The 12,065-nt window shown below is 59.6% G+C and carries 11 protein-coding genes; all 11 read right to left on the reverse strand.

The window, feature by feature from the left end:
• Positions 1 to 53: 53 nt before the first annotated feature.
• On the reverse strand, positions 54 to 1,295 hold the full coding sequence (gene secF / locus HMPREF1219_RS03390) for a protein translocase subunit SecF (RefSeq protein WP_016457619.1): 1,242 nt from the start codon (positions 1,293 to 1,295) through the stop codon (positions 54 to 56).
• Positions 1,296 to 1,297: 2 nt separating this feature from the next.
• Positions 1,298 to 3,406 (reverse strand): protein translocase subunit SecD, encoded by a 2,109-nt coding sequence (gene secD, locus HMPREF1219_RS03395; RefSeq protein ID WP_425387084.1) that lies wholly within the window; start codon positions 3,404 to 3,406, stop codon positions 1,298 to 1,300.
• 336 nt (positions 3,407 to 3,742) lie between these two features.
• Positions 3,743 to 4,126, reverse strand: coding sequence for a preprotein translocase subunit YajC (gene yajC / locus HMPREF1219_RS03400; RefSeq protein WP_016457621.1), 384 nt, complete (start codon positions 4,124 to 4,126; stop codon positions 3,743 to 3,745).
• Between the two features lie 186 nt (positions 4,127 to 4,312).
• Positions 4,313 to 5,410: a Holliday junction branch migration DNA helicase RuvB gene (gene ruvB / locus HMPREF1219_RS03405; protein ID WP_016457622.1), complete on the reverse strand. Its 1,098-nt coding sequence runs from the start codon at positions 5,408 to 5,410 to the stop codon at positions 4,313 to 4,315.
• Positions 5,411 to 5,606: 196 nt separating this feature from the next.
• Positions 5,607 to 6,206 (reverse strand): Holliday junction branch migration protein RuvA, encoded by a 600-nt coding sequence (gene ruvA / locus HMPREF1219_RS03410; RefSeq protein WP_016457623.1) that lies wholly within the window; start codon positions 6,204 to 6,206, stop codon positions 5,607 to 5,609.
• Positions 6,207 to 6,355: 149 nt separating this feature from the next.
• A complete protein-coding gene (gene ruvC / locus HMPREF1219_RS03415) occupies positions 6,356 to 7,036 on the reverse strand; it encodes a crossover junction endodeoxyribonuclease RuvC (RefSeq protein ID WP_016457624.1) in 681 nt (226 codons plus the stop codon).
• Between the two features lie 378 nt (positions 7,037 to 7,414).
• The gene (locus HMPREF1219_RS03420) at positions 7,415 to 8,173 is read right to left on the reverse strand and encodes a YebC/PmpR family DNA-binding transcriptional regulator (RefSeq protein ID WP_016457625.1); all 759 of its coding nucleotides are present in this window, start codon (positions 8,171 to 8,173) and stop codon (positions 7,415 to 7,417) included.
• Positions 8,174 to 8,542: 369 nt separating this feature from the next.
• Positions 8,543 to 9,166, reverse strand: a complete 624-nt coding sequence (pdxT, locus tag HMPREF1219_RS03425; protein ID WP_016457626.1) for a pyridoxal 5'-phosphate synthase glutaminase subunit PdxT — start codon at positions 9,164 to 9,166, stop codon at positions 8,543 to 8,545.
• A gap of 5 nt (positions 9,167 to 9,171) precedes the next feature.
• Positions 9,172 to 10,035 (reverse strand): acyl-CoA thioesterase, encoded by an 864-nt coding sequence (locus HMPREF1219_RS03430; RefSeq protein ID WP_016457627.1) that lies wholly within the window; start codon positions 10,033 to 10,035, stop codon positions 9,172 to 9,174.
• Positions 10,019 to 10,669: a pyroglutamyl-peptidase I family protein gene (locus HMPREF1219_RS03435; protein ID WP_016457628.1), complete on the reverse strand. Its 651-nt coding sequence runs from the start codon at positions 10,667 to 10,669 to the stop codon at positions 10,019 to 10,021. Before HMPREF1219_RS03435 ends, HMPREF1219_RS03430 begins: the two co-directional genes overlap by 17 nt.
• A 296-nt stretch (positions 10,670 to 10,965) precedes the next feature.
• On the reverse strand, positions 10,966 to 11,868 hold the full coding sequence (gene pdxS / locus HMPREF1219_RS03440; RefSeq protein ID WP_016457629.1) for a pyridoxal 5'-phosphate synthase lyase subunit PdxS: 903 nt from the start codon (positions 11,866 to 11,868) through the stop codon (positions 10,966 to 10,968).
• Between the last annotated feature and the right edge of the window lie 197 nt (positions 11,869 to 12,065).

A 12,065-nucleotide genomic window follows, 5' to 3' on the forward strand; every position in this document is an offset into this window, starting at 1 on the left:
ACCCCACACCGGTTAATCCGGGGTGGGGTCGAATGCGTGGCGGCTACGGGCCGTTAGTACCGACGGCTCGGGCGCCAGCTCGCACCCAGCGGAGTATCGCCATCGTCAGTATTAAAGCGCTCCGCCTCATCTTGGGCCACGCCGGTCGGGCGCAGCTCGTTGACACCCTCTACCTCGTGGTGAGTGGCGTTGATGGACGGGGTGCCGTCCTCGTTAATGAGACCTGCCTCGACAGCCTCTTGAAGCGTTGCACCGTCCACATCGGTGTGGCGCACGGCGGCAACCTCGATGTTGTGGCGCTTGTACTTCTTCTGCCTGTTCTTCATGCTCACCAGCAACGGAGTAGCGAGGAACACGGAGGAGAAGGTGCCTTCAATAACGCCGATGAGCTGCACCACGGCGAGGTCTTTGAGGGTGCCTACGCCCATCATCCACACGGCCACAACCATGAGCGCGATAATCGGCAGCGCGGAAATCACCGTTGTAGAGATCGAGCGCATCACCGTTTGGTTCACAGCCAGGTTGGCCAGCTCGCCGTACGTTCTCCTCGTGGAGTGCTCGAACCCCTCGGTGTTTTCTTCCACCTTGTCAAACACCACCACGGTGTCATACAGGGAGAAGGACAACACGGTGAGAAGGCCGATGACCACGGCCGGGGTGACCTCCATGCCGAACAGGGCGTAGCAGCCGGCGATGAACACGCCGTCTACGCCGAGGGCGGCGATAGCGGCGATGGACATGTCACGCTCGAAGCGGATTGCGATGTACACGAAGATAAGGAGCAGGAACGCGGCGAAAGCGATGACCATGCGGTTCGTAATGGTGGAACCCCAGGACTCAGACACAGTGGAATCGCCCACGGCATCCGGCGTTACCTCACCGGAAGCATCCTGCGGCTGGTACTCGGTGTACAGAGCCTCGCGAGCCGCCATGATTTGGTCGTCGGACAGGCGCTCCGAGGCGATCTCGAGAATACGCGAATCCTGGGCACCGACGATCTGCACATCCTCCGGGGTGACACCCGTGACCTGCTCGAAGGTCTGCCCCACAGCTGTGGTGTCAAGGTTGGCGGCGGGCATTGTCATCTTGGTGCCGCCTTCGAAGTCGATGCCGAGCGTGAAGCCACGGAACACGATTCCGAGCACGCACACAGCGAGGACGACGAGCGTGATGATGTACCACAGCTTACGTCGGCCGACGAAGTCGATTCCGCCCTCACCTGTGTACAGGCGGGTGAAGAAGGAGTGCTGCGAAGGGTCTAGTTCTTTCTTATCGACCCGTACTTGAGTAGTCATTGTTACTTCTCCTCCTGCCCAGGATTAGCGGGGCCATGTGGGGTGTCTTCCTCAGTGGGTTTCGCTCGTAGGTGTTCTGGAACTTTAGGCTCGTTAGCGATGGATTCTTCCAGCGAGATAAGTGCGGAAGGCCGGTCATCATCCACCATGATTGACGAGGAGCCAGGCTCCTTATCCTCTTCTTCTTCGCCTACGGAGTCGGAGGAGGCCGCATCGTCTGCGCTTTGTGCAAGGTAGCGCTGGTTGTACCAGCCCTTGTCGGCCTCGAGAACCTCGCCCGCAGCACGACGCTGCTCGACGAGCTCGTACACCTTGCCCAGGCCGTTGACGCTCGCCTTGGCAAAGAACTTCCGCTTGGAGGCGAGAATAACCAGAGGTGCTGTGACGAAGAAGGTAACTGCCAGGTCGAACACGGTGGTCAAACCGAGGGTAAAGGCGAAGCCCTTGACATCGCCCACGGCCAGGATGTAAAGAACAACCGCAGCAATAACAGAGACGAAGTTACCGGAAATAATCGTCTTCCGGGCGCGGTCCCAACCTCGCGGCACCGCGGATCTGAACGTTCGGCCCTCTCGGATCTCGTCCTTGATGCGTTCGTACAACACGACAAACGAGTCTGCGGTGGTGCCGATACCGATAATGAGGCCGGCCACACCGGCAAGGTCCAGCGAGTAACCGATCCAGCGACCGAGGAGCACAAGTGAGCCGTACACGAGGGTGCCGGAGGCAACGAGCGTGAACATTGCGAGGACACCGTAGAGGCGGTAGTTGGCGAGAGAGAAGATGGCGACAGCCAACAGGCCGATGAGGCCGGCGATGAGACCGGCGCGCAGCGAGGCCGCACCGAGCGTCGGCGGGATCACCGTCGTCGTGCCACCGCGCTCGCCGTTTTCACCGACGAAGCTCAAGGGCAAAGCACCGTACTGGAGGTTGTTGGCCAGGGCCTTGGCCTCTTCCTCGTTCTTCATACCGGTAATCATGGTGGAGGAGCCCACCGGCGTGGCGGACTGCACCTGCGGTGCGGAAATGATCTGGGAGTCCAGTGTGACGGCAACCTGCTTGTTCAGGTACTCCTGCGTCAGCTTTGCCCACGTTGCGGAGCCGGTCTCACCGTTGTCGTTCTTGAAAGTGAAGACCACTTCGTTTTGGGCGGTTTGCGGGTTGATGCCACCTGTGATCGGACGGTTCGTGTCGATCTCGTTACCAGTCAAACGGCGGCCGTCCTCGGGCTGGCCCTCAAGAAGTGGCGAGGGACCGAGGAGAAGAGCCTGGCCCATCTCCGGGTAGCAAGCCACGAGAGGCTTGGACAAATCATCGCCACCGGCGATGGGATCGTGGGTGCTGTCCTCGGTGCACTGCATGAGTGCGGCAGCCGCCATCTGGGTTGCGCCATCGGTGGCCTGGCGATCCTTGAGCATGACATGGAATACCTCATCGCGGCGCTTCTGCTCCTCGATGGAGTTCTTCGGCTCAGGAAGCGGCTGCTCGGTCACCGTGGGGGCCTCGCCAGTGGCTGCCTCTCCCCCGGCCTGCTGAGCCTGCTGGTTCATAAGATCGTGGTACTGCTTGAGTACCTCGTTCGCCTTCTCGGGCGTGACGAGTCCGTATTTCACCCAGCGATTGGCCATGTCCTCAATGGTGGGCATGATCTGGTCAATCTGCGGGGGTGTCGGCTGCGCAACGGTGCGGAACACCAGCTGGGAGGTCTGTCCCAGCGTGCGGGCCTGTGCAGTGTCCTCACCGGGAACGGTGATGACAAGCGTGTTGCCGTCTGTAACCACCTCAGCACCGGACACGCCCATGCCGTTAACACGGTTTTCCAGGATCGTCCGGGCCTGGTCGAGCTGCTGCGGAGTGGGTTCCCCACCTTGGGGAACGAGTGTCACGCGAGTACCGCCTTGCAGGTCGATGCCTAGCTTTGGGGTATTGGATCCAGGTGTAAAGAACAGAAGCGAGTACACCAGAACCAAGATGATGCCAAAGATAGCGAGGGCACCCCACGGGTAACGGCCAACGAAGTCCGTGGTGTGCCGAACCTTGTGTTCGGCCTCGCGTTCAGATTGTGACGCCACAGTATTTCCTCCACGACAGGCCAAGTCACCTGCGCACATGGCGCGTGTGCTGGACTCCCCTGGGGGAAGACCCTTGGCCCATCAACTATTTTTCTGACGCCCGTGAGCGTCACTTCAGCAATAAATTTGTCTGCCTTCCACAAAGTTGAAAGGTGCACAACGCGTATATGTTACGACATGCTTCTTTCAAGTGCACGCACGCCCCGCTCAAAAAGCGGGGCGCTCGTACGGCGAGAAGGCAACAATAATTCCAGGAACGTCGCTCGGAATCCCCGGTGGCAGCTGATCCACAGGCAGCAAATTGCGTCCGGATGTCCGCCGCCGGTTGTCCGGTACCGGGCTGTGACGCTCGTTGGCGGCCCAGCCCTGCTCTACCTACCGGTCCGTGTCCTCACCGGCGCTACGCCCACCCTGGTCACCGAAGGAGTTATCGGTGGCATCGGTGGATGGCGCTTCGCCTTCGACATTGTCCACGTCTGTGTTAGCTGCCCCGGTAGTGGTGGGCTCATCGATCTTCTTCACAATCGCAATCTTCTCCCATCGCGTGATTACGCCGGGGGCAAGTTCCAAATCCACCTCCGTGTCATCCACGAAGTTGACAAATGCGTGCAGACCAGCGGTGGTGACGACGTGATCGCCCGGCTTCAGCTGGCCTTGCATCGTCCGCAGCTCATCCATCTGCCTCTTTTGCTTGCGCTGCATGAGGAACATGGGGGCTGCGAAAATGGCAAGAATAACAAGAAGAATAAGTAGATCCATACGGTGAATTGTTCCAGATAGTTCATTCTTGTGAAAGTTCAGGGGTTGCGCACTGCCGCGAGGCCACTACAGCGGCAAAACGGGCGGCACCGGTTACCTACAGGTTCACGCCTCGCCGAGACCCCACGGCGCGGCGGCGCGCACCGCCGGCCGCGAAGCGAAGCAGCTCACCAAAGCATTCTCTGGTTAGAAGAGTCCGACGGTGCCGTCCGGGGGTGTCAATCCCAGGTGCTGCCAGGCCGCGGCCGTGGCCACACGCCCCCGGCCCGTGCGAGAGATGAGGCCTGCGCGCACGAGGTATGGCTCGCACACCTCCTCTACTGTCGAGGGTTCTTCACCGACGGCGACGGCCAGCGTCGAAACACCCACTGGTCCCCCGCCGTGACCGCGAATGAGCGCGTCGAGAACAGCGCGGTCCAGGCGATCGAGTCCCATCTCATCAACATCAAAGACGAGAAGCGCGGCTCTGGCGGATTCCACATCGATGTGACCGTCCGAGTGGACCTCGGCGTAATCGCGGACGCGTCGCAGCAAACGGTTCGCAATACGCGGTGTTCCGCGGGACCGTCCTGCGATCTCGGCTGCGGCATCATCATCGATGTTCACGCCCAAGATTTTGGCTGCCCGCAGCACCACGGCTGTGAGATCTCGAGGCGAGTAAAACTCCATGTGGGCCGTAAACCCGAAGCGGTCCCGCAGCGGACCCGTGAGCATGCCGGAACGAGTGGTTGCACCTACCAGCGTGAACGGAGCCAGTTCCAGAGGAATAGACGTGGCCCCAGGCCCCTTGCCCACGATGACATCGATGCGGAAATCCTCCATTGCCATGTACAGCATTTCCTCTGCTGGCCTGGCAATGCGGTGGATCTCGTCGATGAACAAGACATCGCCCTCCATGAGGTTGGAGAGCATGGCGGCGAGGTCGCCCGCACGCTCGAGCGCGGGACCAGAGGTCATTCGCAGCGATGTTCCGAGCTCCTGAGCAATGATCATCGCCATGGTTGTCTTACCCAACCCTGGTGGGCCGGATAGAAGGACGTGGTCCGGGGCGGAGCCCCGCTTCTTCGCACCCTCCAGCACGAGGCGAAGCTGTTTTCGCACCTTATCCTGGCCGATGAACTCATCGATGGACTTCGGCCGGAGGCTAATCTCCACATCGTGATCAGTCGCTTGCCGCTCCGGGCTGACTGCTGCGACTTCCGGATCGCGCCCGATGCCACCGTCACCTGCGTGCGCACGTGAGTCATCCGGAACAACAAACTCGGTCTTTTCTACATTGGCCACTATTAGCCCCCTTCCTTATACGACAATACAGCGAAACTGGTGCATGGTGAGCACGTCCAAGGCCAACCATCGTGCGCTGGCTATCGGGCGTGAGCCCATCGTGTACAGCATCGCTCGCTGACCACCAATCCGTCAGACTCTCTTTCGACGAAGCCACTTTGTACAACCAGCCGGGAAACGATGGCCTCGGTTACGGCTACCGCTTTCCCAAGTACTGGAGGGCTTGGCGGAGCTTAGCCCCGGTATCTGCGCTAGGATCACGCTCTTCTGCCACCCCGGCTGCTTGCTCGGCGGCGTCTTCTGCAAATCCGAGTTGTACAAGTGCAGCGATGACGGTGGCTGAGCCGCTGACCGCCGGTGCCGACTGGCAAGGCTGGGCTTGCGTGGCATCGATGTACTCGGTTAGTTTGCCGTCGAGCACTGCCGTCATTTTGGCAGCCATCCGGGCACCCACACCAGGTATCTTCTGCAACGTCTTTTTATCTTCATTGGCCACAGCCACTGCGATCTCTGATGGCGAGTAGGTGTTGAGACAGGCAAGGGCAAGTTTGGGCCCGAGCCCTTGGACGCTTTGCAGTTGGGAGAACATCGTCCTCTCGGAGTCATGGGCGAAGCCATAGAGCGTGACAGACTTCTCACCGATGACCATCGACGTGAGAACCAAACCACGCTCTCCCAACGGAAGTTCTGCGAGGGTCGTCGCCGTTGCGAGGAACTCATATCCGACTCCGCCGCATTCGATAACACCGCTTGTCAGCGTCTTGGAAATGACTTCACCGTGTAACGAGGCGATCATCTGCTATTTTCTCCTTTTTGTACATTCTTAAACGGCTTCCCGCTTGCTGGTTCCACCACGCGAGCTCCAGCTTATTGCAGCTTGGCGTCATATAACTGAAACGCGGGATGGAATTGGTGTGGACACCCGTGGTTTGGCCACGGACGAAGCTAGCGCTTCGGTGCGTTGCACGTGTGTGCGCTATCGCCACCGAGAGAGCGCAGCGTTTCTCCTGTTACCTGGGGTGTCGGGACAACGCGCGGGTGGTAGTTCGTATTCATCCCCTTGGGACCTACCGCTCGATCAGGATCGATACCCATCCTCCGCAGCTGCTGCTTCGCCTGCTCCTCACGTTGGATCTGCGGTGCGCGCCAGCAATGGGTGATGGCAATGGCGAGCGCGTCTGCGGCATCTGCAGGTTTCGGCGGGTTTTCAAGGCCGAGAATGCGTGTCACCATGGCAGTCATTTGCTTCTTGTCTGCCTTGCCGTTTCCTGTGATGGCCTTTTTCACCTGTGACGGGGTGTATTCGTGCACGTCCAGCCCGGCTTGGGAGGCGGCGAGGATGAGCACCCCCACGGCGTGCGCGGTGTGCAAGACGGTGGACACCTCACCGCGTTCGAACAAACGCTCCATAGCGACAACGTCCGGCTTGTACTCCGCGATCCACTCCGTGATCGCCTCATAAAGTTCCTTGAGCCGATCCCCCATCGCCGCCTTGTATGGAGTGCGCGCGACGCCCACGGCAACCGGGATGACGGTTCTGCCACGACCGGCTTGAACGATCGACAGGCCACAACGGGTGAGACCAGGATCAATGCCCAGTACTCGCAGCCCCACAGTAGACTCCATCCCGCCCAACTTTCTCTCGTATTCGAAACTTCGTTCCCCAATAAACTAGCACACCCCGTTACGCGCATGGGCGAGGCGGAACTACCCACGGCAATCACGCCTCCACAAGTTCGACTGCCCCTCTCCTTCGCCCCCTTTCGGCGTTCGACCCCTAGGCACGTTAAAGTGACACCCCGTAAAATCACGCCTTGCCTGACGAGCACTGCCTTGAACAAAACAGGCAAAAGGAAAACCGCCAGCACGGAAAACCGTGGTGGCGGCACATTGCGTGGTCGGGCCCACCAAAGATGGGCCCCGCACACTACGCTCTAGGGCGCTCCCAGAACTCTACGTCTTTGCGGTTGCTTAGGCAGCGCCGGAAAGCACTAGCGTCAAGGCTTAGTCCTCGTCCTCGAGCTGGGCTGCAACATCGTCCGGGATGTTCATGTTGGTGTAGACGTTTTGCACGTCATCAGACTCTTCAAGGATATCGATGAGACGAAGAATCTTCTTGGCGGTGGCAAGGTCAGCCGGGTTTTCCACCGACGCACGGAACTCGGACTCGGTATCCTCAACCTCGATGTCGGCTGCCTGGAGCGCTTCCTTCACCGGCTTGGTATCGGCGGCATCCGAAACGACCTCGAACATATCGCCGAGGTCATTGACCTCTTCGGCACCGGCATCCAGAACGGCGAGGAGGACATCGTCCTCAGTGAGCTCACCCTTCTTGACGGTGCTGACGCCCTTGCGGGAGAACATGTAGCTCACAGCACCGCTGTCAGCCATGTTGCCACCGTTCTTGGTCATACGCGTGCGCACCTCGGTAGCCGCACGGTTGCGGTTATCCGTCAGGCACTCGATGAGCATTGCTACGCCGTTGGGGCCGTAGCCCTCGTACATGACGGTTTCCCAGTTCGCGCCGCCGGCCTCTTCGCCGGAGCCACGCTTACGGGCACGCTCGATGTTGTCGTTCGGCACGGAGGCCTTCTTGGCCTTGCGGATCATATCGTCCAGAGTCGGGTTTGCAGCGGGATCTCCGCCACCGGTGCGCGCAGCTACCTCGATGTTCTTGATGAGCTTGGCAAATTCTTTGCCTCGCTTGGCATCGTTGGCGGCCTTCTTGTGCTTCGTGGTTGCCCATTTTGAGTGACCCGACATAGACCAGGATCCTTTCCGTAACTTTCACTGAACGTAGCCATTATACGGGTTCGTGTGCTACACCCGCGCACACCCTACCGTTCAACGCGGTAGGAATTGGTTACTGTACGCGGGGTAGCACGCTTTGTGCGCCTTCCCAGTGCACACGAATCGCCCCACCAGCGTGATTGAAATCCTCACAGCTGATCCCGCGATCGAGCGACAGCGGGACGATGGGGCGAGCCCGCATCGTGAGTTCCATGGTAGCGACCATCAGCCGAGCTGGCATTCGGGAGCGACACGGCAGCTGCACATTTCGTCACCCCACCCGTGCTGCTGCCACGCGTCGGGGTGCATTGTGCCTCCTGCAGCCGGTGGCATCGCGCCCCACTACTTGTAGGTAAAGCCTGCTTCTTCGCACATAGAGAGGAAGAGTTCGTGCACCTCAGTCACGCCACTGACCTCGGGGTGGAACGATGTCGCCAGAACATTGCCTTGGTGTACTGCGACAATCCTGCCCTCCGGCTCGCGACATAGAACTTCCACTCCGGAGCCAATCTCCTCGACGATCGGGGCACGGATAAACGTTGCGTGCACGGGCTCATCAATGCCGTGGAAGGCAAGGTCTGCTTCAAAGGAATCCCTCTGGCGTCCGAACGCATTACGCCGAACGGTGATGTCCAAGCCGTGGAGCCAGATTGCATCCGGGCGTGTATCAAGCACGTTGGAAGCCAGTAGGATCATTCCCGCGCACGTACCGTAAGCAGGTAGTCCCTCTTGCAACGCGGCAGCGAGAACCTTGTCCAGGCCAGACAGAGTCAATAGCCTCGACATGGTGGTGGATTCTCCACCGGGAAGAATCAACCCGTTGATTCCCTCAAGCTGGCTTTCTCGCCGCACCTGGACAATCTCGAGATCTCCCCACGGCTTTCCCTCGTACTTTTCTGCCACCTGGCGCAGTGTTCGCTCATGTTCTGCCACTCCACCTTGAACAGCGAGGATACCAATTTTCATGGGGCTTATCCCTTCAAATTTGTCATGGGAACAGGTGCTGTTCCGGCCTTGAGAGTTCTTGTCAGGCCCTCTTGCGTGGCCACCGCCACGAGGTTGCCCGACGAATCAAAAATTTTACCCTGCGTGAGGGCACGTCCATTGGCCGCGCTTGGTGAAACTTGATCGTAAAGCAACCATTCATCGGCCCGGAACGGGCGCAGGAACCACATCGCGTGATCCAGCGACGCCTCTTGCACGTCAATTCCTGGGTGCGGAACCAACGCGGACTGCAAGAGCGTCATGTCGGACATATACGTCAACGTGCAGATGTGGAAGGTCTCATCGTCGGGGAGCTTGTCCTTGGCACGAAACCACACCACCTGTTGGGAGGGAGTATAGGGGTTGTGCTGGTACTTTTCTGGCGGCACGACACGGATGTCCCAGTCGCTCCACTCCTCAAGGAGAGCCCTGTAGGTCGCATTCATCGATTCCAGTGGCCCCTCGGGCAGCTCGTCCGCCGACGGCACATCGCGCATCCGGTCGGCGTGCTCGATCCCGGAGTCACCAATACGGTGGAAGCTTGCCTGCATGATGAAGATGGCTTTGCCCTCCTGCACCGCCTTCACCTGACGTGAGACGAAGCTGCGCCCGTCGCGGATCCGCTCAACCAGGAACACGGTTTTGAGCTCAGCTTTCCCGGGCCGGATAAAGTACCCGTGCAGGGAATGAACTGCATGCTCCGAATCCACAGTCTGGGTGGCCGCCACCAGCGTTTGGGCAGCGATCTGACCGCCAAAAGTGCGGATGAAATGTGACTCCACGATGGGGCCCACGAAGATGCTCTCGTCGATCCGCTCGAGAGACAGCGTCTTCTCAATTTTCGATTTCATGGTTGTCTCCCTGGTTCTTAACGGACAAGAGTAGGCGGACAAAAGTCGTCACCGCACTCATGGTTTCATCGGTCGGTTGCTGTGCCGGCACGTGCACAAACGCGAAGCGTCGAAGGTGTGTGTAGCCCAACGCGGTGGTCGTATTACAAATGTAGGTTCCCGCGTCGTCCGACACATCCAATCCGGCGACGCGGGCCAGACGGGCACATTCCTGCGGTGCACGGACGGCATCGGCCAGCCCCTCGTCGCCTGCAACCCAGTCCGGTGGCCTGATATCCGAGCTGGTTGAGAGCTCAGGGGCGATGAGCGTCTGCTCAGTGTGGTTGGGCGGGTCGAGGTTGAGGTGTAGTGGCCGGTTGAAGGTACGCCCCGAATTATCCGTGCCACACTGCCACAGGCGACCGGCTGTTTCCACGCGCGCCCGCTTCGCTGACGCCGCCTCGCCCACGCTGATCACTGCACCGCTACGATGCCTGGCAATGAAGGGCGCGATTGCGTCAAATTCCACGGGTAAACGCAGCGCTTCTATCGCTATGCCCTCGCTAGACAGGAGGGATGCCACGTGCTGGGCTACTTCCCACGAGGCATTGTCTGTCCTGCCTCCGAAGGGTTCAAACCCGGTGATAATGGCCATTAGTTCTCCGTGCCCTTTCCCTGATCACCTGTGTGGCCTTGCCTGATGCGATTCTACGGTACAACTCGCCACTTTCCGGGCCTCCGGTAGAGACGATCATTTTGAGGATTGCTCCTGGGGTACGCCGGAATCAAGCCGGGTTTTGTCGGGAACGCCGAAATACGCTAACTGGGTTCAACGTGGTTGGTGTGACCGTGGACGTAGCGACGATTCAAAAGGCAAAAGCCGTCCGCTGCAGGCGTGGGCCTGCAGCAAACGGCCCTCCCTATTATCGGCCTTAACTAAAACCGCGCGGATTACCAGCCGCGATCCGCGAGGCGGTGATCCTTGGGGAGATCGTCGACGTTGATGCCGACCATTGCTTCACCCAGCGAACGCGACACCTTGGCGATGGTATCCGGGTCATCGTAGTTCTGCGTAGCCTGGACGATTGCCTTCGCGCGCTTCTCTGGGTTGCCGGACTTGAAAATGCCGGACCCGACAAACACACCCTCGGCACCGAGCTGCATCATCATTGCGGCATCGGCCGGGGTGGCAATGCCACCTGCGGTGAACAGCACGACGGGGAGCTTCTTGTTCTCCGCAACTTCACGCACGAGCGCGTACGGGGCACCGAGTTCCTTGGCGGCAACGTACAGCTCGTCCTCTGCCATGGAGGACAACCGGTTGATTTCCGCGCGAATGGTGCGCATGTGGGTCACGGCGTTGGACACATCTCCTGTGCCGGCCTCGCCCTTGGAGCGAATCATGGCTGCGCCCTCGTTGATACGACGAAGGGCCTCGCCCAGGTTGGTCGCACCGCAGACGAACGGAACCGTGAACTTAAACTTGTCAATGTGGTTCTGGTAATCAGCGGGGGTGAGAACCTCCGACTCATCGATGAAGTCCACACCCAACGATTGCAGCACCTGGGCTTCCACGAAGTGACCGATGCGAGCCTTGGCCATAACCGGGATGGAGACGGCGTTAATGATTCCGTCGATCATGTCCGGGTCGCTCATCCGGGCGACACCACCCTGGGCTCGGATGTCTGCTGGAACACGCTCGAGCGCCATGACAGCGGTCGCTCCGGAATCCTCGGCGATCTTCGCCTGCTCCGGGGTGACTACGTCCATAATCACTCCACCCTTGAGCATCTCTGCTAGTCCGCGCTTGACGCGGGCAGTCCCATGCTCCGTCTGAACCTCGTTCTCAGACACCTACAACTCCTTTGCTCATTGCCGTTTATGGCATATTTTGACCTTTGATTCATCATAACCCCCGAGTTACGTACAGAGGTCATAACCCGTGCTCTATGTTGCAAAGTGGACAGGCTCCCGGGCGGGTGTACCCGTCGAAGTACCCCCGAGCCAAAGGTGTAGACGTGCGAATTGGAAACGGTCGCACCCCCAACGTT

This window comes from Corynebacterium pyruviciproducens ATCC BAA-1742 (assembly GCF_000411375.1).
Lineage (GTDB): Bacteria > Actinomycetota > Actinomycetes > Mycobacteriales > Mycobacteriaceae > Corynebacterium > Corynebacterium pyruviciproducens.